20 protein-coding genes and 1 tRNA gene are annotated in these 26,657 nt (G+C 37.6%); 11 read left to right on the forward strand and 10 right to left on the reverse strand.

Annotation, left to right across the window (positions count from 1 at the left end; all coding sequences use genetic code 11):
* Positions 1-182 precede the first annotated feature (182 nt).
* The 3 genes from Q8W26_RS16670 to Q8W26_RS16680 all read left to right on the forward strand — a co-directional run bounded on the left by Q8W26_RS16670 (position 183) and on the right by Q8W26_RS16680 (position 1,685).
* Positions 183-259: transfer RNA gene (locus tag Q8W26_RS16670), tRNA-Ile, on the forward strand.
* A gap of 704 nt (positions 260-963) precedes the next feature.
* Positions 964-1,116: a hypothetical protein gene (locus Q8W26_RS16675; RefSeq protein ID WP_305473790.1), complete on the forward strand. Its 153-nt coding sequence runs from the start codon at positions 964-966 to the stop codon at positions 1,114-1,116.
* A 179-nt stretch (positions 1,117-1,295) separates the two neighbouring features.
* Complete coding sequence (locus Q8W26_RS16680) at positions 1,296-1,685, forward strand: hypothetical protein (protein ID WP_305473791.1); 390 nt, start codon at positions 1,296-1,298, stop codon at positions 1,683-1,685.
* A gap of 328 nt (positions 1,686-2,013) precedes the next feature.
* On the opposite strand, the gene Q8W26_RS16685 is transcribed toward Q8W26_RS16680, so the two are convergent.
* The 3 genes from Q8W26_RS16685 to Q8W26_RS16695 are packed head-to-tail and all read right to left on the reverse strand — an operon-like array spanning position 2,014 to position 4,439.
* On the reverse strand, positions 2,014-2,430 hold the full coding sequence (locus tag Q8W26_RS16685; protein WP_305473792.1) for a hypothetical protein: 417 nt from the start codon (positions 2,428-2,430) through the stop codon (positions 2,014-2,016).
* 2 nt (positions 2,431-2,432) lie between these two features.
* Positions 2,433-3,917, reverse strand: coding sequence for a DEAD/DEAH box helicase (locus Q8W26_RS16690; RefSeq protein WP_305473793.1), 1,485 nt, complete (start codon positions 3,915-3,917; stop codon positions 2,433-2,435).
* A 3-nt stretch (positions 3,918-3,920) separates the two neighbouring features.
* Positions 3,921-4,439, reverse strand: coding sequence for a hypothetical protein (locus Q8W26_RS16695; RefSeq protein ID WP_305473794.1), 519 nt, complete (start codon positions 4,437-4,439; stop codon positions 3,921-3,923).
* A gap of 141 nt (positions 4,440-4,580) precedes the next feature.
* On the opposite strand from Q8W26_RS16695, the gene Q8W26_RS16700 reads away from it, so the two are divergent.
* From Q8W26_RS16700 to Q8W26_RS16735, 8 genes are all read left to right on the forward strand, one after another.
* A complete protein-coding gene (locus Q8W26_RS16700; RefSeq protein ID WP_305473795.1) occupies positions 4,581-4,829 on the forward strand; it encodes a helix-turn-helix domain-containing protein in 249 nt (82 codons plus the stop codon).
* Between the two features lie 294 nt (positions 4,830-5,123).
* The gene (locus tag Q8W26_RS16705; RefSeq protein WP_305473796.1) at positions 5,124-5,708 is read left to right on the forward strand and encodes a restriction endonuclease subunit S; all 585 of its coding nucleotides are present in this window, start codon (positions 5,124-5,126) and stop codon (positions 5,706-5,708) included.
* A 27-nt stretch (positions 5,709-5,735) separates the two neighbouring features.
* Positions 5,736-7,253, forward strand: a complete 1,518-nt coding sequence (locus Q8W26_RS16710) for a type I restriction-modification system subunit M (protein WP_305473798.1) — start codon at positions 5,736-5,738, stop codon at positions 7,251-7,253.
* Complete coding sequence (locus tag Q8W26_RS16715; protein ID WP_305473800.1) at positions 7,243-8,505, forward strand: restriction endonuclease subunit S; 1,263 nt, start codon at positions 7,243-7,245, stop codon at positions 8,503-8,505. Before Q8W26_RS16710 ends, Q8W26_RS16715 begins: the two co-directional genes overlap by 11 nt.
* A 73-nt stretch (positions 8,506-8,578) precedes the next feature.
* Positions 8,579-9,856, forward strand: coding sequence for a nucleotidyltransferase (locus Q8W26_RS16720; RefSeq protein WP_305473801.1), 1,278 nt, complete (start codon positions 8,579-8,581; stop codon positions 9,854-9,856).
* A 7-nt stretch (positions 9,857-9,863) separates the two neighbouring features.
* Complete coding sequence (locus Q8W26_RS16725; RefSeq protein WP_305473802.1) at positions 9,864-10,487, forward strand: SLATT domain-containing protein; 624 nt, start codon at positions 9,864-9,866, stop codon at positions 10,485-10,487.
* Complete coding sequence (locus tag Q8W26_RS16730) at positions 10,484-13,792, forward strand: type I restriction endonuclease subunit R (RefSeq protein ID WP_305473803.1); 3,309 nt, start codon at positions 10,484-10,486, stop codon at positions 13,790-13,792. The genes Q8W26_RS16725 and Q8W26_RS16730 overlap by 4 nt, the downstream gene beginning before the upstream one ends.
* A 20-nt stretch (positions 13,793-13,812) precedes the next feature.
* On the forward strand, positions 13,813-14,595 hold the full coding sequence (locus Q8W26_RS16735) for a M48 family metallopeptidase (protein WP_305473804.1): 783 nt from the start codon (positions 13,813-13,815) through the stop codon (positions 14,593-14,595).
* A gap of 1,168 nt (positions 14,596-15,763) precedes the next feature.
* Here the strand turns inward: Q8W26_RS16735 and Q8W26_RS16740 are convergent.
* The 7 genes from Q8W26_RS16740 to gmtY all read right to left on the reverse strand — a co-directional run bounded on the left by Q8W26_RS16740 (position 15,764) and on the right by gmtY (position 26,513).
* Positions 15,764-17,899: a peptidase domain-containing ABC transporter gene (locus tag Q8W26_RS16740; RefSeq protein ID WP_305473805.1), complete on the reverse strand. Its 2,136-nt coding sequence runs from the start codon at positions 17,897-17,899 to the stop codon at positions 15,764-15,766.
* The gene (locus tag Q8W26_RS16745; RefSeq protein ID WP_305473806.1) at positions 17,899-19,140 is read right to left on the reverse strand and encodes an HlyD family secretion protein; all 1,242 of its coding nucleotides are present in this window, start codon (positions 19,138-19,140) and stop codon (positions 17,899-17,901) included. The genes Q8W26_RS16740 and Q8W26_RS16745 overlap by 1 nt, the downstream gene beginning before the upstream one ends.
* Before the next feature lie 3 nt (positions 19,141-19,143).
* Positions 19,144-20,361 (reverse strand): aspartyl protease family protein, encoded by a 1,218-nt coding sequence (locus tag Q8W26_RS16750; protein WP_305473807.1) that lies wholly within the window; start codon positions 20,359-20,361, stop codon positions 19,144-19,146.
* Positions 20,362-20,532: 171 nt separating this feature from the next.
* The gene (locus Q8W26_RS16755; protein ID WP_305473808.1) at positions 20,533-20,856 is read right to left on the reverse strand and encodes a hypothetical protein; all 324 of its coding nucleotides are present in this window, start codon (positions 20,854-20,856) and stop codon (positions 20,533-20,535) included.
* Between the two features lie 619 nt (positions 20,857-21,475).
* Complete coding sequence (gene gmtX, locus Q8W26_RS16760; protein WP_305473809.1) at positions 21,476-22,156, reverse strand: gamma-mobile-trio protein GmtX; 681 nt, start codon at positions 22,154-22,156, stop codon at positions 21,476-21,478.
* A 10-nt stretch (positions 22,157-22,166) separates the two neighbouring features.
* Entirely contained in the window at positions 22,167-25,049 is a 2,883-nt protein-coding gene (locus tag Q8W26_RS16765; RefSeq protein ID WP_305473810.1) for a VPA1269 family protein, read from the reverse strand.
* Positions 25,050-26,513 (reverse strand): gamma-mobile-trio recombinase GmtY, encoded by a 1,464-nt coding sequence (gmtY, locus tag Q8W26_RS16770; protein ID WP_305473811.1) that lies wholly within the window; start codon positions 26,511-26,513, stop codon positions 25,050-25,052.
* Positions 26,514-26,657: the final 144 nt, after the last annotated feature.

The raw sequence follows: 26,657 nt of genomic DNA on the forward strand, positions 1-26,657 counted from the left end.
GAGCATCTTTATAGGGGTAAAACTTACGAAAGTAAGAAAAGTAAAGCTTTTATAAGGCTTACAGGTTTGGTAGACTTACCAAAGTTTGTTAGTTACTTACTAAAGCAGAAAAGATTGATAGAATATTTTCTATTTTTCTCCATTTGTTTGATTAATCCTAAGTTGATATATCAAATCTAAGTGGGTCTATAGCATAACTGGTTAATGCACCCGACTCATAATCGGTAGAGTCTCAGTTCAAGTCTGAGTAGACCCACCATTTCCCTTTTATAAAACCTTAATCGACTTTTTAAGTATCTCCTCTTCTTTATAGGTTTTTTTAGTTTCTTTAAGGGCTTCCCAATTTCCACAATTGGCGGCCTACTGTAAGTGTTCGGTTTATTTAGATGGAACGTTCTTTAAACTATTTGAACTAATTTCAAAATTATACTTTACGTTATACTATAAAGTATTTATTCAATAGTAATTGTGGATAATTTTGTTTATACATATTTACTAATAACGTCTCATTTTTTAACTTGTTGAACGCTTAAATAGTTTACACCAAATCAAACATACCGCTTGAAGAGCGCTGTGAAACCTCACACTAATTTACTCCCCTAACGTAAGACACTTACGCCAAAACAATAAAAGATTAACAAAAGAATTTGCAACCCCTAATTAAAAAAGTAAATTTAAGCAGTGTTAGTGAGTCACACCCCTGTATAAATAGGAAGAAATAAGAGCTGTCGCTTTCAGTTTAAAAGTAAAAAAATCCGCGGTGGTAAAACTCTATTGTGCAATTTGTTAAAAACTGATGAAGAACTCATGCCTGAATCAGGCTAGGTTTCATTAGATATGCTTTAGCAGTTACGTTTATGTAGCTCAATTGCTGGGTAAATTTCTGATGACCTTTTGTGGTGTATGGTAGAGAGTTTTTTTAGAGATGTATTGTAAATAGCTAGTTGGTTTGGAATAAACCGTATGCTTTATCATTTGGTAAGTAATGAAGAGGTTAATGAAGGGTGGTTGGGCCGTACAGTTACGGGTCAGTTTAATCAGGAGGCCGCTGACGGCCAAAAGCTGACGCTGGTAACGAATGATAAAACTCGCGTTTACCTACCAAAACCGCGATAAAATAAGTGTTACTATGACCGCACAGTAACATTCAACATTTGAACCAAAGCATAAAAAATACAAGTCTAACTATCTGACTAGTAATATATTATTTGTTAAATCGGCGAGTGTGATTACTATGGCGGCATAGTATCTGTTATACCCTACGATAAAAAAATGACTTGGTAAAAGGAGCAACTATGTCTAATAACAGTCCGTATAATTTATTTAAAATAGAGTTACCAGTTGAACGTAGAGACCAATTTGATGCAACGATAGGTCTCGAAAGTTACCTCATCACTCGTTATCCCAAAAGCCTTTGGTACTCAGAAGATAAGAATGCAATACTTTTAGACATTCCGGGTAGCGTCGAAGATTTCTATGAAACAGTACAAAGTTTAACTAAATTACCGTCAGGTGGATTTAAAACAACACTTTTAGAGATTGACGAATCACATTTGGATTTAGAGGAAATCGACTGGTTCAACGAAAGATACGAAGTCAGAAAAGAGCTGGTAAGTTCGTTGTTCCCTGTACTCATTGAGCAGCTAAAAAAGCCACGTATGCACATGATTTTACTTAGCAGGTAGCACAGGTAATAACAAACAAGAATAGGTGTCGCGCAGCCGACACCTTATTCGGGTGTTGGACAAGCCCGAAGCCCTTCCTTTTATAGTAAATAGTGCCAGCGGTGGTCAAGCCAAGCCATTAAACGCAAGGCGAGTTTGGTTAATGTATAAAGTGTATTCACTTTATATCAAGTGGTTAGCTAATTTGAGCCTATAAATAATTTTGTGTAGCTGCCTTTCAACCAGTACTTATAATAGTCAGTTTGTCTTTCAGAAAAGAATTCATTAAAACCTTAGTTGTTCTAGACTATATATTTAGTCTAGAGCAAGATAAGTTTTGATATTTTATTTAAAATAAAGCGCCAGCTAAACCTGCATCGATCTTTCTTCTTGTCCCCTTACCTACTAACAAATAGAAAGTGTTTGCCGTTTCGAAAATGCAGTTCTCATGGAAGGTTTGCAGTAGCGAAGTACGTACCCAATCCCCCTCGTTAAATCGACCTAATTGGTCGTCAATTACATAATCTGCTTTAATTACACACTGGGATTGCCCTGTCTTACCAAATAATTCCTTCTGGTCGCCTTCGATGTCTAAATCCCACCATTGCCAATGCTTAACTGTGCATATATATTTATCTGAGTTTATAGAGTTACAAATACCAATATAATGATCTACTTGCTCAACTTCGCAACCAGCTTTGAATTCATTACCAGTGGCGTTAACTTCATGAATAAGCCTAGCTAGACTTTTACTTTCAAATGTCATAATTAAAAACTCTCTCTATCATATTGATTTAGTTTGTCCATTGATCTTTTAGAGATCAGCAGTTGATCAAAGCCATCAATTTCAAAAGTTTTATGGTTAAAACGGCCGACAATTCTCATAAGTTTGTCGGCTGCTAGTGTAAGTACATCCTCTGTTGTGTTATTTGTAACCCTCCGGATTGTACTAGTATCGTGGCTTACATTTACTGATTTGATAATCGGTTTACCGAAAGAAGCTACTATAGGGCTATCGCTAATAATATTATTCTCACTCATTTCTGTAGTAACTTCGGCCGTAAAGCCTTCGCCCATTTGAGCGAACTTTACTTTGGGTAAACTATCAGGGATGTCTTGAGCCACACGATAAGCATATTCAACAAGGTTTGGCTCAGCAGGCATAAATAGAAATGCTCGCTGACTTGCCCCTTGAGTAACGCGCAATATACGTCCTAATACTTGGCGGAAATACATCTCTGTTTTCACGTTTGAAAGATAACAACACACCTGAAGGCGCGGAATGTTAGTACCTTCTGATATCATTCCAACACTGATGATCCACTTATCTTGGTTATATCTAAAAGATCTAATAAGATCATTTCCGTTGCCTTCATCACTCGTGACAACAACAGCACTTTCTCCAATAGTCTGCTTCAAAATCAGCTGTATTTTCCAAGCATGAGCAATAGATGAGGCAACGATTAACCCTCCCGCTTCCTTATTAATGCTGCGAAGCTTATTTAGCTTATGACCTGAGTGGGTTAATAGTTTCTCTATCACGCTTGTGTTAGTCACAATTTCAGAATAAGGAACAATTGATTGTGATAGCAGGTCTATAAAGCTTGTGAAGTGACTCGTATCATCACCCTCAATAACTGTAATCTGATCATTATCTAGTGCGACTACTTGCGGTATGCGACATACATTATCGCTAATCGCTTGTTTTAACCCATATACATAATCACATTGTATTTGCCCTGACTCATTACAGTATTCAGCAAGTGCTATAGGTAGCGCATCAGAGCGCCACGGCGTGCCAGTTAATGCGATTGTGTAAGCCGCTTTTTCTTTAATCGTTGTTATGAGCGGCTTACCCCAAGCGTTAGCATCTTTTATATTTGAACCTGCACAGTGATGGATCTCATCGAAGATCACAAACACTCGATATTTTTCAAATAAGCGCCATACCTTGTTATCAAGTGTGTTCAATGCCTGGTAGGTAAATGAATTGCCCAATGCGCCAATAGTGCCGTCAAAATGCGCTTCAAATTGTTCACTTAATGCTTCATTAAAATCGTGCGCTACGATTGAAGAAGGTGAAAAGCAAAGTACAAGATCAATATCACCTTGGTCATACAGTAATTTAGCTAATACTGAGGCCATCACTGTTTTGCCAGCACCAGGCGTAGCAAGGGCTAAAAAGTGCTTATGTAATTTGTATTTAGAAATTGCAGAATGAATGCACTCTGACTGCCAATTTCTTAGTTTCATTTATTAGTTCTCTTTTGTTGATTTAATGAGTTCGTTTAAGACTGAAATCTTTCCTTTTAGAATATGATTGTTTTCTTGCACTGCCATGTAACGTTGCTTTAATGCGGCATATCTTTCAGGGTAAATATCTTTAAGTGCAATATATTCATTAACAGCACCTAAACCCTCAAGAAGCTCAGAATTATACTGATTCAAGCGGTTAGCTAACGTTTTAAAATAGTTTGACTCATCGGCATCGCTTAAATTTATAACCTCTTTAGATCTAGTTAAATCTTTTAGATAATCATGATTAAATTGTTCAGTTTTTATATAACGAGTAACCCCTTTCTTAACTGATGTTCTCTTTTTTAACCAACCTCTTTTAACTAATTTTAAAAGCTCTTCATATACAAAACGCCGCACGGAAGCAGGATCTAACCCCTCATCCCTTTCAATTGAAAGATAAGCAGTTCTAATCTCAACAGCCGAGAAATAATCTATGTTTTTTAAAACTATTATCTGATTAAAAGTTGAGCTATCCATTAACTAATCCAATTCAAGCACTTAAAATTAGAGTATACACCACAAAATGAGGAGTATACGCAACACGGCGTGGAGTATACTCTATACATTTACAGTTAACAACGTGGGAACATATATCCTTTTACCTGAAGGAAACCACAAGTGAGTGACGAAAATTTTGATAATGATTTAGCTATTCAATTTGGAAGAAATTTAAAAGCAGCCAGAGCTAAAATAGGCATGAAACAAGAGGAGCTTTGCGGTAAAGCTAACCTCGATAGAAGTTACTTAAGTAAAATAGAAAGCGGTTCTTATAAAATCACACTTGCTAAAGTCTATGCGTTAGCCGCAGCACTTGAATGCCCACTTTCAGAAATACTTCCAGAAGTTAATGGCGTAAAAATAAAATAACTTTTCTGCAATGACTAAAATTCACATCTAAATGTTGTCCTCATACTTTGAGTTTTGATATACCACTAAAATGAGCCGTGAATCATCAAGTGGTGATTACTTAAACAATCACTAAAGCCCTCAGTAATTGATGGTAAAGTTAATAAATCAATAAGTTAAAGCTGTATCCATAAAGTTTTCAATCCTTGCTAAACACAGAGTTACTTTGCACCATTAAAAAGATGCAAAGTAAACATTGACTAAATAATCATCCCTTGCTACCTTGATTGCATCATTTATATGGTGCAGTTAAGAATGAATAAAACTTTATCTGAAATTGCGATTGTGAAAGCAGGCCACCCTTTTAGGGGAAAGATACCTGAAGACACGGAAGGAAACGCTTATGCGGTGCAGATCAGGGATATTGATAACGACGGGATCATACAGTGGCATCAACTCATTCGCACAAATATTACAGGGCGTAAAACACCTGACTGGTTACAAAAAGGCGATGTGCTGTTTGCGGCTCGTGGTGGGCGTAACCTAGCAGGTTGTGTTGGCGAGATTGATAAACCAACGGTTTGCGCACCACATTATTTTTTGATTCAAGTAACTGATAAGTCAGTATTACCTGAATTTGTAGCCTGGCAGCTAAACCAAGATAGTGCCCAGCGGTACTTTGCAAACTCCGCAGAAGGTAGCGCTCAAACAAGTATTAGACGAGCTGTATTAGAAGCAACACCTCTTGTTATTCCAACTCTCGAAAAGCAGCACGCTATCGTTGGGTTTGATAACAAAGTTAAACAAGAAAAACGCATGCTAAGTGCTCTAATTGAGAACAGAGCAAAACAGATGCAAGGCATCGCTAAAGAATTATTAGACTCTGAAAATCAGAGCTAGACAGAATTTAAATTAAGGACTTAAAAGATGACGACGACACAAATAAACCAAGACGAAATTAATAAGGCGGTATGGGCTGCCTGCGATACCTTTAGAGGCACGGTAGACCCTTCTATTTATAAAGATTTCATCTTAACCATGTTGTTCTTAAAGTATATATCTGATGTATACCAAGATGAATACGACAAGCTTGTAGAGCAATATGGAGACAACCCTGAACTAATTCACGCAATGATGGCAAAGCAACGCTTTGTATTACCAACAGATGCCAGTTTTTGGGATCTATACGAGAAACGTCATGAAGCAGGTAACGGGCAGCGTATCGACCAAGCACTACATGCCATTGAAGAAGCGAACGGCACTAAGTTAAAAAATGTGTTCCAAGATATTAGTTTTAACACTGATAAACTAGGCCAAGAAAAACAAAAGAACGACATTCTACGTCACTTGCTAGAAGACTTTGGTAAAGACATTCTTAACTTACGTCCTAGTCGTGTTGGCTCAGTTGATATTATTGGTAACGCCTACGAATACCTAATCAAGCACTTTGCCGCTGGCAGTGGTAAGTCAGCAGGTGAATTCTATACACCACCTGAAGTATCAGACCTACTAGCAGCAATTTTACAGCCTAAAGAAGGTGATGAAATCTGTGACCCAGCGTGTGGTTCAGGATCACTCTTAATGAAGTGTGGCGCTATGGTACGTAAGAACTCTGGTTCTAAAAAGTACGCACTATACGGGCAAGAAGCCATTGGCTCTACCTGGGCACTCGCTAAAATGAACATGTTCCTTCATGGTGAAGATAACCACCGTATTGAATGGGGCGACACCATTCGCCACCCTATGCTTTTAGACAAAGAAGGTACTGGCTTACTTCACTTCGATATTGTTACTGCAAACCCTCCTTTCTCACTGGATAAATGGGGTTTTGAAGGTGCGTCTAATGACGAGTTTGGTCGTTTCCGCCGTGGTGTGCCACCTAAAACCAAAGGTGACTATGCGTTTATCAGCCACATGATTGAAACGCTCAAGCCAGAAACGGGTCGCATGGGCGTGGTAGTGCCACATGGTGTGTTATTTAGAGCATCGAGCGAAGGCAAAATCCGTCAACAACTTATTGAAGAAAACCTACTCGATGCGGTAATTGGCCTACCAGAAAAGTTGTTCTTTGGCACGGGTATTCCAGCCGCTATCTTGATATTTAAAAAGCACAAAACAGACAAAAACGTATTGTTTATTGACGCTAGTCGTGAATTCAAGTCTCGCAAAAACCAAAACCAGCTAACAGAAGATAATATCCAAAAGATTATCGATACCTACAAAGCGCGTGAAACAGTTGATAAATACGCTTATTTAGCAAGTCTTGATGAAATTAAAGAGAACGACCTCAACCTAAATATTCCTCGCTATGTCGATACATTTGAAGAGGAAGCTGAAATTGATTTATTAGCTGTGCGTAAAGAACGTGTTCAACTTCAGGATGAGCTACAAACACTTGAAGCTGAAATGGAAGGTTACTTAAAGGAGTTGGGTTATGGTGCCTAGTGGTTGGGAAAGAAAGCCAATCAAAGAGTTGTGCGAGTCAATTATTGATTGTGTAAATAAAACAGCTAAGCATGTTGATTATGTCACTCCTTTTAAGATGATACGAACGACTAATGTGAGAAACGGACGCGTAGATATCGAAAACGTTAGATATGTAGAAGAGGATATTTACAAACAATGGATTCGCCGTGGAGCACCAAAAGATGGAGATATTATCTTTACTCGTGAAGCTCCTGTTGGAGAAGCTGGAATCTTAGAAAATTCAGAGGGGGTTTTTCTTGGTCAAAGAACAATGATGTATCGTTCTCATCCTGAAAGAGCTGATAATCGTTTTTTGTTCTATTCATTGACTAGTGCGTATTGTCAAAAACAAATTGATGACTTCAGTAATGGCGGAACAGTAGCTCATATGAGAGTGCCTGATTGTGGTGAGTTAATGATTAATACTCCCCCAATATTAGAACAGCGCAAAATAGCTAAAATCCTATCAACTTGGGATAAAGCGATTAACACCACTGAGTGCCTAATCGACAACAGCAAACAGCAGAAAAAAGCCCTTATGCAACAATTGCTAACTGGTCAAAAGCGCCTGCTCGATGATTCAGGTAAACCGTTTGAGGGTGAGTGGGAAGATTTGTATCTACATGACGTAGCAAAGATAATTGTTAGTCCTGTAGATAAAAAGACTGTTGAAGGTGAGATACCCGTTGAGTTATGCAACTACACGGATGTTTATTACAACACTAGAATTACTAAGTCACTGGATTTCATGAAAGCCACTGCTAAGCAGACAGAGATTGATAAGTTCACTTTACAAGTTAACGATGTCATCGTAACGAAAGACTCTGAAACTCCCGGAGATATAGCTGTTCCAGCTCTAGTCAGTGAAGACTTAAATGGTGTTGTCTGTGGCTACCATCTAGCAATAATCCGTCCACAAGAAGACAAGGTAGAAGGAACATTTCTAAATTACTTATTTTCAATGCCTAAAACAAGATATTACTTTTTTACCTTAGCTACAGGAGCAACCCGCTTTGGATTATCTGTGGGAGGTATTAATAAAGCTCACTTCACGTTACCGCCTTTGATCGAGCAACAAAAAATAGCTGCTGTCTTAACAAGTGCCGATAAAGAAATAGAGTTTCTAGAACAACAACTTGCTGACTTCAAACAAGAGAAAAAAGCGTTAATGCAGCAGGTGTTAACTGGCAAGAGCAGAGTAAAAGTTGAAGAAGATGAGGTTGCATTATGACCAATAGAAAAGCCACTAATGGTAGACACGGCAAGATTTTTCCCAACCAAACAGTTAAGAAGTAAGGATACAAATGACAATATCAGAAATGTTCAAAGATTTTCTTAGCAACCTACAAGTTGATAATGCCTCAACCATCAGCTTAAGGTATGGAGAAATTACCAGTTCGTTAAATAAAAAGTTTAGAGATACTGAATCTAAAACGGCTAATACGCTGCAAGTTGGCTCATATGGTCGGTGGACAGGTATTAAGGGCATTTCTGATTTGGACATGCTTTATATCATGCCAAGTACAAAGTGGGATGATTATAAAAACGACCAGTCAAAACTTTTGAAAGACACCAAAGACGCTATCAAAGCCCGATACCCAAACACTGAGGTAAAGGTTGACCGATTAGTTGTTCAAGTTATCTATACTAACTTTATGGTCGAGGTTCAGCCTGTTTTTGAAAAAGACGACGGAAGCTTCAAGTACCCCGACACATATAATGGCGGAAGTTGGAAGATCACTAAGCCTCGCGAAGAAATCGATGCTATGAAGGATTTTGTCGCTCAAAAAAATAAAAATTTGCGCAAGCTTTGTAAGATGGCGAGAGCGTGGAAAAACAAACATGGTGTCGGCATGGGCGGCTTATTAATAGACACCCTTGCTCACAACTTCCTCAACTCGACTACTGATTACGATGATAAAAGTTATACCTATTATGATTGGATGTGCCGAGATTTCTTCAAATATTTAGCAGATGAGCCTGAAAAGGATTACTACCTCGCACTAGGCAGCCGTCAACAAGTAAAAGTCAAAGAAGAATTCCAGAGCGCAGCCCAAGATGCTTATGAGTTATGCCTTGATGCGATAAAAGCTGGTGAACAAGACTCTGCTAATAAAAAGTGGAAAAAAGTTTTTGGTAGGAACTTTCCAGCATCTCAAACAGTACAAAAAAGTAAGTCTCTCAGAGCCTTCAAAAATACTGAGGAGTTCATTGAAGACTTATACCCAATCGATATTCGATACTCTCTTAAAATTGAATGCGAAGTATCACAAAACGGCTTTAGATCAAATTTTCTTACCCAAATGCTCGCAAGTCGCATTCCTTTGTTAGCCAATAAAAGGTTAGATTTTATGGTTGACCAGATTAATGTTCCTGGCGAATACATCATTAAATGGAAAATATTAAACCGAGGCGCTGAAGCGGAGCGAAGAGATTGTGTCCGAGGGCAAATATTTAGAGATGATGGATTCAGAAAAAGAAGAGAAACGACCACATTTAAAGGTGAACATATAGTTGAATGCTTCGCCATTCAAAATGGAGTGGTTGTAGCCAAAGATAGACTTAATGTACCTATTCAGTGAGGAAACTATGGAAAAGAATGATTTATTAAAACACATTGCTGAAACTGGATACAACGTGGGCTATACAGCGAAACTTCATTTTGCCAGCTATGAAATGATTGAAAAAATACCAGGCATAATCAGTGTTATTTCAATGACGTTTGGTATTTATGCATTAGCTTATGATGGGCTATCGACAAAGTTTATCTCTAGCACGTTATTAGCCTTGGGTATCATTGGTCTCTATGTCAGCCTTCGAAATGCTGACAAAAATGACTATCAAGAAAAAGGCGTGACGCTAACAAACTTATTTAATGACCTAAAACATTTGGTAAACGAAGTGAAAGGTTCAACTGGTGAACTTACAGAGTTCTCGAATAGATTAAGATCGATTGAGAGCGACTATAACAACAACTGTGCGTCGCAACATATCATGTTTGCTACCTGGTTTGCTCACTACAAATTCTTTTGGGAACAACAAACAAGTTGGATTGAGGAATATCGAAAGTTTGGATTTATCAGAGATAAAGTTCCACTTACACTGTGGCTTGTTTTAGCTACTGCTGTATTTTATGCGGCATTCAATTATGCAGAGTTACTTGGTTATATCTGCGAACTTAGCCAAAACCAAAGCAAGGGGGCTAATGAATGACAGCCCTTATAGCTAATTTTAAAGAAGAGTTTAGCTCAAAAATTCCAGCACTCACCCTACTAAGTAAACTTGGTTACTCGTTCACCCCACCTACTGGTTGTGAGGAAGTAAGGGGTAACCCAGTTGCAGGAAAATCAACAAGCCAAGCGATGTTGGTGTCTGTTATGCGCGATTTTTTAAGAAAACAAACGTTCCCGTTTGCAGGTGAAGACCATAAGCTATCAGATGCTGCCATTGATAAAATCATGCATGACCTAAGCCCTGCAATGAATGAAGGCTTAAAAGGCGCAAATGAAAAGCTCTACAACGCCATGATGTATGGTGTTGGAGTAACTGAATTTATTGATGGTAAAAAAGCATCGCCAACTATTCAGCTTATTGATTGGCAAACACCTTCAAATAACTTTTTCCATTTTACTGAAGAAATGGTGGTGCAAAACAGTGAAGGCACGGGAAACCGTATTCCTGATATCGTGTGCTTTGTTAATGGCTTGCCTTGGGTAGTGATTGAGGCGAAACGGCCTGATTCTTCAACTGAAGGAAAATCAACGTTAAGCGAAGCGGTTTCACAACAGATCCGTAACCAAGGCCAAAAAGAAATACCACACCTTTTTGCCTACAGCCAATTATTGCTCGCAGTGAATGGACATGATGGTTTGTACGCCACCTGCGGCACCCCTGAAAAGTTTTGGGCTAAATGGAAGGAAGAAGAAATCATTGAAGCCGAATTTATTCGGTTAAAAAATGCAGGCTTAAGCACCGAACAGCTAGATGCTATTTTCAATCACCGTCCAGCCGCTGCTAAAGACGAATATTTATCTCTATTGGCAGGAGGCGACCTCGCTGTAACAGATCAAGACAGACTAATTATTAGTTTATTGAGGCCAGACCGTCTTCTTGAGATGGCCCGTTTATACACTTTGTTCGATCAAAAAGCTGGCAAGATTGTAGCGCGTTATCAACAGGTATTTGGTATTAAAGCATTGATAGAACGCATTACCAGCTTTGATGAAACAGGCGAACGCCCAGATGCACGCAACGGTGGTGTAATTTGGCATACAACAGGAAGCGGCAAGTCTTTTACTATGGTGTTCTTATCAAAAGCACTGATCTGGTTGCGAGAACTTTCACAATGCCGCGTGATTATTGTCACTGACCGAGTTGATCTTGAAGATCAGTTAAGCCGCACTTTTGCCTCCGGTGGTGTACTCACCGAGCGCGATAAAAAAGATGCAATGGCAACATCAGGCAAACGCTTAGCAGAACAAATTGGTAAAGGTAATGAGCGAGTCATCTTCTCAATCATTAATAAGTTTGGTTCAGCGATTAAATATGACGAATGCTATAACAATAGCCCGAATATTTTGGTTTTGGTTGATGAAGGCCACCGAAGCCAAAACGGTGAAAACAACATTCGAATGTTGCAAACTTTACCTAAGGCAGCGTTTATTGCTTTCACTGGTACGCCGTTATTAAAAGACGATAAAACTGAAAACAAATTCGGCTCGATTATCCACTCGTATACTATGCAGCAAGCGGTTGAAGATAAGACGGTAACGCCTCTCCTTTATGAAGAACGTATTGCAGATCTTAACGTGAATGACAAAGCCATTGATGCCTGGTTTGATCGCATTACCGAAAAGCTCACGGAAAAACAAAGAACTGATTTAAAGAAGAAATTTTCTCAGAAAGGTCAAATCTATCAAACAGAAGGCCGAATTGAGCTAATTGCACATGATATTTCTGATCATTTCCAAAACTTTAAGCAGCAAGGTTTAAAAGGCCAGCTAGCATGTGATTCTAAAGCCTCTGCAATTCGCTATAAGGAGCTTTTAGATAAAATAGGTAAAGTTACATCCGTTGTTGCAATGTCTCCTCCTGATACGCGTGAGGGACACGAGGCTGTTGATCAAGAAAGTAAAGATATTGTTCAAAACTGGTGGAAGAACAATGTTGCCGAAACTTATGGGCAAGACGAAAAAGAATATACCAAGGCAATAATCAAAGATTATGGTCGAGATGATGGCCCCGACATCATGATTGTTGTAGATAAGCTTCTTACTGGGTTTGATGAGCCTAAGAATACCGTGCTGTATATCGACAAACCGTTAAAAGAGCACAACTTGATACAGGCTATTGCTCGTGTAAACCGCTTACACAGTAAGAAGCAATTCGGCTACTTAATTGATTATCGAGGAATCTTAAAAGAGCTTGATATGACGATTGAGAAGTATCAAGAACTTGCTGAGCGTAATCAAAATGGCTTTGATATTGATGATCTTAAAGGTTTGTATAACCGAATGGATACCGAATATAAAAAGCTACCTGGTTTGTACAACGATCTGTGGGCTATTTTTTATGGTGTTGCTAATAAAAAAGATCATGCCGTATTACGTCAAGCACTTGCCCCCAAAATTGAGGATATTCAAGGTCAACTTTTAGATAAAAACCTTAAAAAGCGTGACGAGTTTTATGCTGCGTTAACAGCCTTTTCTAATTGTATGAAAGTAGCTTTGCAATCGGCGACTTTCTTCGATGATAAAAGCTTTGATAACAAACGCGACCACTACAAAGAAACACTGAAAATGTTTGTTAACTTGCGTAAGCAGGTACGTGAAGACGCTAATGAAACCGTAGACTATGACGAATATGCTGAAGACGTGCGTCAGTTGTTAGATAAGCATATTGCAGGCATTGAAGTAAAAGAGCCTGACGGTGCATACCTAGTAGGAAATTTAGGCAAAGATGTTAAGCCTGAAGATCTAACTGACGATGAAGCTCGAAACCAAACGGATAAGATCACAGGTCGAATCACTAAAATGATCGAACAAGATTTGGCTGATGATCCGTATGCACAAGAGTATTTCTCAAATTTGCTCAAAAAAGCGATAGATGAAACCAAGGCCATGTTTGATGCGCCCGTGAAGCAATACATGCTATTTGCCGACTTTGAGCAAGATGTTAAAGAGCGCAAAGTTGAAGGTATGTCGAGCGCATTTGTTGATGCTGACGGCAAGCTAAACAAACATTCGCAGGCTTATTTCGGGTTGTTTAAACAATTATTCGAAAAAGACGCTCACACTGGCAGTGATATTAATGAAGATAAACTTGTGAAATATGCCTTCGACATTGACGAAGTAGTTAAGACCGCAGTAGCAGAGTTTTCAATTAACCCAAGTGAAATTGAAAACGCTATTAGCGTAAAACTACTACCTATGCTATTTGCTGATTTTGGTATTGATAATGCACAAAAGCTAATTGAAGAAGTGCTGAACATCACGCGATTAGGGCTTTCTCGTCAATGATACTGAAGCTTCTGTTTTAAATGAGTGAAATTAAAAAAACAACACAAGAGCAAGGCGTGTTCATGTACGGTGATGAGGTTATTAACTATGACATCATCCGCCGTACCTTTGAAAAAAATGATGCCAAGCCAAAGGCACGAAAAGTCACCATTAAAGTGCACCCTGACCAACGTGTCGTTGCAACTGTACCGCATGACGCGACAGATGATTCAATTCGAGAGGCTATGCTAAAGCGTGCTCGATGGATCTGGGAAAGCATTTGTGAGTTTTCAGCTCAACATGAGTATGTAATGCCACGGAAATACGTTAGCGGCGAAACCCAGTTTTATCTTGGTAGACGCTATGTTTTAAAGGTGATTATTGACGCTGAACAAGTACCAAATGTGAAGCTTCACCGAGGCAAACTAACTGTTACTTTCAAAAAGGATTATGATGATCGGGCGGTTAAGATTAAGGCACTTTTAGACCGTTGGTATGCACGAAAAGCAGAAGCTATTTTTCATGAAAGACTACAAGCTATGCTGCCTAAAGCATCATGGGTAACAGGCTTACCGCGCTTTCGAATAATGGCGATGACTAAACAATGGGGAAGCTGCTCAACTAAGGGTAACTTGATGCTCAACCCTCACCTTGTAAAAGCCCCAAAAGAATGCATTGATTACGTGATTTTGCACGAGCTTTGCCACATCGCTGAACATAATCACAGCGACAAGTTCTGGCGCTTGCTAACGCAAGTGATGCCTAATTGGAAAGAAGTTAAGGCAAAGTTAGATGACATGGCGGAGTTGTATTTGAATGAGTAAAAATGGTAGGTGTTTGCCCCTAATTAACTAAATAAGATCCAAAAGAATTAAATCTAGTATAAAAGTAAGTCTTATGTTTATTTCAACACAGCTTGTATGGTAATACAGTTGCTTAAAGTAATTAGCTAAGGAAAGTTTATGTTATTTTAGCAGTTAGAAAAAGCAGCGAAAGAAATACACAATAAAGAGAAGACTCTCACTGTTGATATGTTGCTGGCGTTTTATGAGTTGACACGACATATTAGAAATGAGCGGTACCCAGAGAAAGAGTGCAGCGAGAAAGTAGTAGAGACATTGAACTCAGCTTTACTTATCGGCCATAAAATTAAATGGCATCAAAAATAAGTGAAACGAATAAATACTATTTAGACTCTTTAAATGACAAGATTGTTGGAACTATTTATTACGAAAAAACTAGACATCGATTTTACTTTGAAAAAGTGAAAGTGATAATTGGGCCAACTCAGAAGAAACTATTATAGAAAAGATGCTTTTAAAGTTCCGTATCGCTCAACTTGTAAAATCTAAGTACCTGACTATAAAAAGCTTCAATTGAAGGAAGCTTTAGGCTATACAGAGGAGGTAAATAAGAGTATCGATGAGTTAACTTCTCATTTAGACAATAGTTCAAAACCATATGAGATAGCTAAAGAAAAGCTAGAGCTTCTCAATTGCGCTCTCTTCTTAGAAAAAATATTAAAGAAGCTTATCTAATTGACTCAAGTACTTTTGAGCAAGAATATTCCCCTCAATTAATAGGGGGTTGATAACGTTTATTATATAGTAAACACAGCGAGAAGTTCTATCTAAGAATAACAAGGAGCTCACGTTGGTAACGTATTAGCCTGTGAATAACCTGCGCAACCACCACCTCAGTAAGGAACTGAAATGTAATACAAAAATATATGTGTGAGTGCGTCACACATTATAAAATGGGTAACTGTCAGATCAAGTCTGAGCTAGAAAAAACGATAGTCTGTTACCAGTAAATAACTAAGTCCAAACTCAGACTTAACAGCACTCATACCGTGGAGTATGCAGCTAGATTACAAGTCAGACTAGGCGTAACTGGTTAGTTGCGCGTTTACGTTTATTTGAGCATTCGGGTTGATGAAGACAGTTACTCATAGAATAATTGGGTTGTTTGAATATCCCATGTTTAATATGTTTAGCTTGTATTACTTTTTTGTCGCGACTTTAAATATACTTCTGATAATTTTTTGTTTTTGAGTCGCACAATTCTATCAGCACTACGAATTGTTTCTGGCCTATGGGCTATAATGATGCGAGTAATATTGAGTTGTCTAATTGCATTGTTAACTGCGGTCTCAAGCTTAACGTCAAGATGGCTTGTAGCTTCATCTAGAAACAAAATTTTCGGTTGTTTATAGAGCGCTCTTGCCAGTAGCAAGCGTTGTTTTTGACCACCAGATAAACTAGTCCCCATGTCACCAACTAAGCTATGATAGGCCATGGGCATAAGCATGATATCGTCATGAATTGCTGCCAGTTTTGCCGACGCCTCAACAAGTTGATGATCAACTTGCGGATCAAAAAAGCTAATATTATCGGTTAATGAGCCTGATAATAATTGATCGTCTTGCATAACTGCTGCTACTTGGCTTCTATAGTTTCGTAAACCGCCGTGAGCGATGGAAATACCATGGTCTAAAATATCTCCTGAATTAGGTTTAAATAAACCTAACATTATTTTTAATAGTGTGGTTTTTCCCTCGCCAGAAGGGCCAATAATAGCGATTGATTGGCCTTGAGGGAATGAGAAATTAAGATTTTCAAATAAAAAAGGTTGCCCATCATCATAACGAAAAGAGATATCTTTAAGGGTTAACGGCCCAATTAACGGTGACTCTGCATTGTCATTTTTTAAGCCTGACTCTGGTTCGGTCATTGCTATATCAGCAACACGGCTCAGATGAAGACCTAACATTTTATAACTAACGGCTGCATCTATTAAAGCAGAAGCTTTACTAGTAAATTGACCTTTGTAAGCAATGAACGCTAACAGCATGCCAATACTTATCTCACCATTGATGACAGAAGTTGCGCCAATATAAATAACAACAATATTCTCAACGGCAAATAATAAGCTATAGATGACTTCAATGACTAAACTAAGCTTTGCTGTTCTTATACCTGTATTCACAGCCTCGGCATAATGATTGTGCCAAAGCGTTTGTCGCTGAATTTCCTTGCCAAATATTTTTATACCTTGAATAGCCCGTATCGTTTCCATGAAATTGGAATCTTCTTTGGCATTAGCAATAATACTTTCTTCACTGAGTCGGCGAAAAGGAGCAAATGTGATTATCCTAATAGTGGCGTAAATAGCCACAACACCTATAACAAACCACGCAAGAAAGGGTAAATATATAAACATTAATGCTAATGTGGTGATTACCATAATGCCGTCTAAAACAGCACCTATTAATTCAGTGGTTAATAGAGATTGAATATTACTGAGTGAGCCAAAGCGGGATACTATGTCACCAAGATGTCTACTTTCAAAAAACTTTAACGGTAAACTAAGTAAATGGCGAAAGAGGCTGCTCGTCATTTGTACTGATAACTGGTTCCCTAAATGAATTAATACTAACGATCTTAATGTACTCGTAGCTTGACTAATTATTGCCAATAATAGGAACCCACCAGAGATAACGAGTAATAAATCTAAATCTTGGCTAATAATAATGTCATCCATCACCACCTGCATAAAGAAAGGACTTGCTAACGCAAATAGCTGTAGTAAAAAAGATAAGAAAAAAACCTGTATTAATACTTTTTTCAAACCACTCACTTTCTTCCAGAAAGTTGTTAATGGCATGGTGGACTGTTCTATTTTTTTAGTGAAGCCTTCACTTGGTATGAGCTCCAATGCGATACCAGTAAAATATTTCGACGCTTCTGTTATTGAAATTTTACGTTCACCTCGAGAAGGGTCTAAAATCCAAATATGACCTTTAGTAACTTTTTTTAACACCACGAAATGGTTTAACTCCCAATGCAAAATAGCAGGTGTTTGTAATTGGTTTAATTCATCGAGTTCAAGGCGTAATGGACGACAGCTGAAGCCAATTTGGTCTGAAATATTAATAATTTGTTCTAAAGTTGCCCCTTTTAGAGAAAGGCTAAAGCGACGACGTAAAGTGATTAAATCTGTTTTGTAACCGTGAAATCCAGCCACCATACCTAGACATGCCAAACCACATTCAGCTGACTCAGTTTGCAACAACAGAGTTAATCGATTGGTATTTGAAAACTTAATCAATGATAAAATATTAGTCATTACCACGTTCCTTTGACTGCATAAATAGGCATCATTAACCAATCGAATAACGACATAGTATCAAGCACAATATCAGCTTCTAATTGCATACCTGGTTGCAGTGAATGGTTTTCACCAAACGCTTCAATAGTATGGTTCGCTAAAGCGACTTTTACTTTGTAAACGGCTTCATTTAGAGGGACTGATACGTTAAGCTCGTTTGGGGAAAAGATTGTTTTACTAATGTTGATAACTTGGCCACTAAATATTCCGTAGCGCTGGTAAGGGAATGCTTGATAACGAAGGCGTACTTGTTGCCCCTTTTGGATAAAGCCAGAAGCTCTGCTTGGAATGTATAGTTCAGCTTCTAATAAGGAGTTTTCAGGTATCAGTGTCATTAATAATTGTCTGGCAGTAACTTGCTCTCCCTGATTCACTAGGATGCTTGATATATTTCCTTTGATTGGAGATTTTATTAATTCAGCCCCTTGAGAGCGCATTTGTAATAGCTGTGAACGTTGCGTTGTTATTTGATTGTTCAGTGAGGCTAGTTTTTTTTCTAATAAAAATGGAAGCGTCTTTGCTTCGTGCTTCATTTGTGCGACATTACTTTTTTGCTGCATTAGCTGACGTTTAATTTCTTCGTGGCTTTGCTTTTGTAATAAAAACTCTTGATAACTATTGTTTTTTTCAGAGTTGGTGAGATGTCCATTTTGAGCTAATTTAGTTGCGCGGTTAAATTGTTGTTGTTTTAACACGACCAACTCACGGCTGACAGTTAACTGACTACTCAGTTGCCAAATTTTATTGTTTTCTTCACCAATGGCTTCTTTTTGCCTTAATTGACGCTCTTTAGATAATTGTTGTTCGCTATTGAGTTGCTCCGTTAATGACTTAATTTGTGTGTTCAATAATGCAATTTGTTGTTCGGTTAACCCTTGACCCGTTGCTAATTGCGTTTGGCTGGTTAGCGTTAATAAGTGCTGACCTAAATTCACACTTTCTTCTGAGCTAACAGGTAATGTATGGATATTTGCTGCTCTAGGTGCTGTGATACGGATGAGTCCTTTGTCGGGTACTAACACACCAATAACCGTTTCTTTACGAGAGTAGTTGCTGAAATAGAGCATTGAAAGGATTGCAAAAGTAACGAATACTAAAAAAACAGTAAACAAGCTATAAGAAATTGGGATTTTAAGATAGGCCTTACCGAATAAATTATCTGCTTTATTGGTAAGAACTTCGGAACGAAATAGTGTCATTGTTTAATTTTTAGAAAAGGATTTAGTTTTACGTTTTCCTAATCCTAGTCTCATGTTTTTAAAATCAAACATTATAGATTCAAAGCTATCAAAAAACTCTAATCCAAGTAATCCATGATAATTCCCTCTCATAGCAATTTCACTATCATGTACTATTTCAAACTCTGTGTGATATATATCGTTTGAAAAAGATAATTGATAATGGGTTGATTGTATGGATAAATCAGAGATGCTATTAGCGCCTTTAATTGTTTGAAGCGACACTTCAACGTCATTGAGTGCTTTCAATTGATTGTAACTTAAGTGGCGGCGATTGATGAGGTTCGAAGAAGAGCCGGTGTCAATAAGTAATTTGGATGGCTCTCCATTTAATTGGACTTCCAAAATTAACGCTAATTTTGGTGATAATTGCATTGGTTGCCATGTCTTAATTGAAGAGCATTTTTCTACATTTAATGAGAGTCCATGAGTGTCGATGCAAAAGTTGCTAAACTTCATTAAAAAATTAAGTCCCAATATTGGGTATTCTTTAGGAGAAGAGTTAATAAATGTAGCAAGGAGGTTGTAATCTGTTAAACCGAAAAAATTAACGTTTTTCACAAAGCCTTTTTGAGCATAAGTTGATTTTTTGTGTACATCACTGACAATACTATTAGTTATAATTACCTGATTATCTAAAAACAGTGAACTAGGAAATATATTTGCATTAGAGCCCGTATCTATATTAATTCCATGTAATTGGTTGTCTATTTCTATTCTTGCAAGCAAAGCCTGAGTAAATTCATATTTTCCTGTTTTTTCATCTAAAACCCTCACCCAACCTGCTAAAGAGTGACCTGTAATATTTTGAGAAAAGGGTACACCTATTAGGTTAGCATCTACTTTTTTTACCACTTGTTTTAGAAATGTTTTTTTTATTTGTAGTGGTGCTGTAGTTGTAACTGTTTTTTTTATCTTCTTAAAAGTTTGAATAGCTTGTGGTGTTCCTTCAACGACACTCGTAGCACTAAGTAACATGAAAAATAAATCGTAATAATCTTGATTAGTAATCCCTTTATGATCAAAGCAATACACTAAGGAGTTTAAAAATTCATGCTGCTTATTTTCTTGATACAATATTTTACTTATCTCACATGGTGTGTTTGTTTTTTTATTTATAGTTGAGTTCGTAGAGCAGGCGACTAGTATTGCAGATAATAATAAGAACAGTTTATTTTTCATTTAGTGATATAGGCTCTAGCCATACTCCGGATAATAAAAAATTATCAATTGAAGATTTAAAAAATCTAAAACAATTTTGAGTGCTACTATCGAAGTTAATGTTATTTACGAGTTTGGGAAGCTCAAACATTAATCACTTTTGATAGCAACACCCACATTATTAGCTAATAATTACTTACATTTAAAACCTGCTTTACCACCAGAACTGGTTGATCTTGCACCACCGCCTTTAACCCTTGTTCCTCCAAGCCCAACTTCACCCTCTCCTTCAGCATTTACAGCATTGGCTTTACTGCCCTCCCAGCTGACTTCCTTTACTTTCCCTTCGCCGCAGACTTTCACTGCTTTGTCTGCTACTTCATTAAAGGTTGGCGCATTTCCATTTGAGCTTGATCTACTGTCTAGCATTTTCGGTAGTAATTCACTCCCTTCAAATAGACCAACAAATACGCCACCTGAAACATGTTGAATTTCGTTTGATTTTAATTCTCTCATAATTATTTCCTTTAATTTATAAAATATATACGGTACTTCTAGTACCACAGCATATTAATAACAAATTCAATTCTTACTTGATACTTGAAATAAATCTATAAGCTAGTAACTATTAAATTTAGACTAACTTAGATTCAAATCATAAGTAGATAAGTTGGATTTTAAAAAGATCGAGGCAGGAGGAAACTTACACAATCCTTGTATAATTCCGCTTAGTTAGCAGAAAATATCCATATAAATTAATCTTGTATATCAATACGTCAAGAAATATAACAGAAAATATGAGGATGTAAAAGGATAAATGGGTGGATATCGGATCGGTAATATTATTACCGATCCCCAACGCTCCAGTATCAATATGCGAATGACCTTTTCCCATTGATTCAGTGTGTAGCGTATCGCTTTGCCTATATAGTTATCTTTGGTGAGAAGTTCGTTTTATCAAGTTGGTAAAGTTTGCTAATGAAGCTAATAGCTATTCACTAAATATAAGGCCAAAGTTCTCTGCTGGTACAACACACTCCTATTCTACCTTCTTAGCTCATTTAGCATACCTGGTTGTAGTGATCTTCGTCTTGCAGTTACTTAAATCAATCATGAACTGCTTCATGCGCTCTCCTTACCCGTCAATAGCTTCTATTAAAGCATCACGAAAGTCATCGGCTGATAGTACTGTATTTCTAGATATTGCTCTCTTTGAAAACAATCTTCCGCTCTCGTCAAAGCCTAACTCCGACGAACCTTTAATAAACTCACCAATCAATTCCTGGTTATATTCCAATAAAGTAGGGCGAGAGTTATTGTTAGTTAACGCGTGTTTATGAGAGTTTACAATTACAGGTAACTCATTGACTTGCCTGATGAGGTCATTCTGTCTTCGCAATGATTTCAGCTCAGCGTACATTAAAGAGATCTTATATCTCAGAACAGGATTTTCTATTGCTAACAAATCTTTATCATCTATAGCAACCCCTGCATTAGACTCGGTAGTTGCTTTAACCTTTATTGCTAATTTGTTTGAAGCAAATGATTGCCATGCTAGATATAGCAATTTGTAAGGGTTGTCTTTCTTTCCAGACTTTGGATTGTATAAAGATTGCTCGCTAATTGACAATCCAGCTTCGGTTAAATGCGTAACTAAGCGAGGAACCGTTATATCTACCTTCCTACTAACAAGCTTTTTGCACACTTCGTGAATAGCATTCAATTTAGCTTTAACTGTTTTAGTACTTGATGCTGTTAACAACTCATATAATGAATTTACCTCTTCTTCTTTGTGGTACTCTCTTTCTAAACCCATAAAAAGCCTCCTATTTAGTCGTTATAGTTAATACATCACTACTATGTTCTGCCAATTCATTAAATTTGATATTAGAAACAAGCATATCTAAGCTTACAGCTTTGTTTGATTCAAGTGCAGTCAGTTCATTATCATCCAGTTTTGACACAAGATAATTTCCAAAAGCGTCAGATGCTTTTTGCTTTTCCTCATCAGTTAACGGAGCAAAAGATATTGGAGTCTTCCCTAACTGAAATAGAACTTTATCAATAAACTGATCCCGCTCTCTTTCTAGATCATCATCAGCGACATGAGGGTAAAGCCTACTTGCTTGTACTAGGCAGTTTAGTTGTTTGAACTTGGAGATATGCTCGTATGCAAGCTCATCTTCATCACCCTCTTTTTTCTCTATTAATTCCGTTCCTGTAAGAGTTCCTTTCTTGATCTTTTCAATAATAGTGTGTGTTGGGTGAAGATTGTTTAATACGCTATCTAATTCAATAGTGACTTTTTCCAGTAACCGTTCTGCGGCATTTATCTCAACTTTCAAATCGTCTGGTATAGTCGAGAAGCCACGTTGCTTAACAATTTTTGACCTTTGGTTATATAGCTCTTGAAGCTTCTTCCTATGCTTTTCTTCTTTTAAAGAAAGTTTTTTTGCATCGGCTAATAATTTGTTTCCATAAAGCATTAATGGGATTAAGAAAGCTTCGCCAGTTATCAGAAAACGACAACGAATACAGTTTCCCTCCCCCCCTTCAACAGGGCCAAACACTGCTTTTTTAGCCTTATTGCTTTTTTTCAATAACGGCCCTCCTTCATTACATAAAGTTCCAGCATTAGGACAAATACCTAAGCTTGTAACTTCCCAAAGCCCTTCGGTTACCAAACTCCAACTACCGCTAGGGAAATGTTTGTGTGTATGCATATATTTTGAAGCTTCATCATATGCAACTGAACGTAAGAACTTTTTAAACTCAGCTTGTTGGTTGTTTTCAATTTTTTTACTAGCTTCGGTGAGAGTTTCAGTAATTTCTTCACTGCTTAGTTTCAAATAATAAAAGGTCATGAACAAAGACTTGTGTCCGGCAACAAGCTTACTCAAAATCTCAATTGGAACCCCAGCTTTGTAAAACGAAGTCAAGCCTGACACTCTAAGTCCGTGTGGAGTGAACAGAGAGATATAGGCATTATTAGATACGACTTCCTTTGTAATAATATTAAAATCTTCACCTAAGCCTTTTATTCTTTTGTCTAATTCTTTCATCAACTCATTCCAAAATTCGACAATTATATGCTCTTGAGGTGGGCCATCTTGTGCGTTAGGATTATTGAGCTTGCAACGAAATAAGTAAAATCTTTCAGGAATCATTTCAAGGGCTGATTTTGTTGGTTTTTTACCGAACACCGTAGTTGGTAAAGAACCAAAGTCTTGTGGCTTATCAACTGGATGGTACACCTCCAACCAATCGAGTTGTTCCTTTACTATATTAATGACGGCAATATTATTCCAAGGGATTTCGTAGCCAGAAGTTTCAGAGAATGCGTGTTCTCGATCTTGTGTTTTATTAGTATTAATATAGAGTACCAATAAATCTCCCTTTGCCGTTTCAATCCTACGTAGAATCCCTCTATTTTGAGCTATAGCTTCATGGTTCAACCAATAATTGGCATGTGGACTTGTATTCTCAACCCAGACTTGTGATGTTACATCATACTTGTACTCATCCCCTTCCCCTGAATCCAATGATTTAGCTTGAATTTTTCGAAGTGGTAATTCAAGCAACATTAAAATCAAGTTTGTTAGCGTCGGGCACCAGACTCTCTCGTAATTTCCAGTATCTTCATTTAACCAGTCAAAATACTGTGAATCCAATGATTTAGGCCACTTGCAATCATCCTCCATCAAGATTTCTTTGCACATTATAGTAAGCTTTGTCGGCATGACCTCTTTAGTGCTTTCGGCTGGTTTAGGCTTACTCTTATCTTGTTTAACTTTATTTCTCATAACTCTGTCATATTCAGAGCTAGATAGAAGTTGTTTGGCTAAGGCGATGTCTTCACCATCTTCATTGACGGTAAGTTTCTCACGTATGATATATGAACAAAAATCATACATTATTGTTGCAACAGCTTTTATCCCATTAATTTTATTATCTTCTAAATATTGTAAGAATGAGTAGCTAGGTTGATTGCACAAATAGACTTCTGGCTCTTGACCTGCTTGCACATGCTCTAAATAATAAACAAACTTTTTAAATGCCGAACGCTGACTTTTAGTAGTAGCTAATAAAAGAGTCCCAAGATATTCTTCGAAATAGTTATCCCATTTAAGATAAGATAGTTTTCTAGCATGGCTCGCACAACTAACACCTCTTGGGACGGCTATCATCTTTAAGAAACAAGTGCCACTTTTTGAAGCTGGGTGTAATTCATTAAGAACTTTTGCAAATTGTCTTGCACTCTGCTGATATCGTGTTGGAACTTTATCTTGAAATGAGCCAGATGGAGTCTTAAGCTGCAACAAGGTTGAGGTAAGTAACTTTTCCTCAATGCGCTCAACTCTAGTTTGGCGAGTCAGCCTTAAAATGACCCACGATAAAGTGCGCAGCCCTGCTTCATGGCTTAATTTTGTATTATGACTTTTAGATAAACAGTTTATAGCATTTGCAGTATTAATAACCTTTTTGATAGGCGCTTGATTTTTTAAATGCTCGGCCAAGCTTATTTTATAAGCGTGTCTGGTATCGACATTAAATTCACTGAAGATATCGGTCAATGGGTATGCACCAGAATTCTCATTTGCGTACTCATTAACAGCATCAATTGCACGCTCTATCTCGTCGCCCTGAACGTCTAAATTTTTTGCTATGTAGGAGATATTTTTTTCATAGGCTAATTTATTATTTTCCATTTAAAATATTCCGATGCCATTAACTAATTCACTGGCATTTCTAACCTTATTTAACTCTTCACTAACTAGCTTCGCGGTTGGCTCAGTATAAGCCTCCTGAGAAGCTATACTTCTTTGTCGCAAGCAGTTTTGAATAACTTTTTCATCGATGCCTGCTTCTTTTAACAAGCGAGCGAAGCAATGACGAAAACCGTGTGGTGTTGTACCGTAACTCTTTCCATACTTTATATTTAGATTGTATTTTCTATTGAGCCTTACATATGCTCTTTTTAATGCTTCTATGTATGCGCCAATTGAGTATGGCGCACCAGGTTCGTCTTTTTGTTTAACAAACATAAACGGATGGTCTAAACCATCATTGTTCTCTTTGTAGCTTTGCAGCAGTGACTCCCTGTAATTAAGGTAAGTAAAAAACATGCTGCCTAATAATAATTCTGCACTCTGGTGTAAAAAGAAAAGCTCAGCAGAAAGAGATGAGTCAACTTTCAAATCTTTCCAGCCAGCATAATACCAATTCGGATTTTTATCATCCGAGCGTGGCAGTAATCGCCTTTCAGCAAGATACTCTCGACGACTTTTACTTTCCTCTCCTATAATTTCACAGCGAGAGTCAGAGGGGTCTCTAAGGAAACCTTTGAGCCCCCCCCTTGGTAAAGGAATAAGATCATTAAACCAAAGGTGACAAAACTCACTCTCTCTCATTCCTGTGAACAATAGCATGACCGTTATCATCTTAGCTGTCAGGTCTTCTTTACCTGTCTCCTCATCCAAAACAAAACCCTGCTGAATCAAGAGTGGGATCCACTTGGAAGGAAATGCTTTATCAAACGAATGACCACCTGACTTAGTACCAAACTTAACAACCCGCTTATTCTCTCTGTAAGCAATGTTCCTAATTAAAGTTTCTTTTTTCATTAAGTGTGAAAACATCGAGTATTGCTTTGCCTTATTCGCTTCAAACAAATATTTAACCATCGTGCTTTCATCGGTTGGAGCTGTAAAACTGATCAAAAGAGCAGAATCGTAATACCCTTCTAATTCAGCCCATGTCATAAAGTCTTGGAGAGCGGTTAAATACCTTTTGGCAACTCGGACACCGCTAGGAGGCCAATATAAGCCTAACGGATCTATATTCGATTGCTCGTGATTAGTTCCAACTGCCACAGATATAGAAAAGTCTCTTAATAGCTTAAATCGATTTTTTTTTACAATAGAGGGGTTAGCTTTCTGAGAAGCAATTGAAAAGTCATAAAACATGCCAATGGCTCTAGCAACTGTTCTTTTCCATGTAAGGCTTAAACCAAAATTGTATTCGAAGTATTCTACCAACCCTTGAAATAAAACAGGGTTTCCATCCACATTTAAATATAAGCAAGGGATCTTATTTGTAATCGCCGACTGCACTTTCTGAATCAAAACCACATGGTGCATCGGATACCCATAATTACTTTTTTTAAATTCCATTGGCACCACAATTTAGTAAGCTTTAGTAACTATTGATACACCCTTACACAACAGTTGTCAATTGTAATAAATATGACATTTCTAAACATATGGCAATTTATTTGTAAGTATTGGTAAGTGTATACAAGGGGTATATATGAGCAT

This window comes from Psychrobium sp. 1_MG-2023 (assembly GCF_030689115.1).
Classification (GTDB): Bacteria; Pseudomonadota; Gammaproteobacteria; order Enterobacterales; family Psychrobiaceae; genus Psychrobium.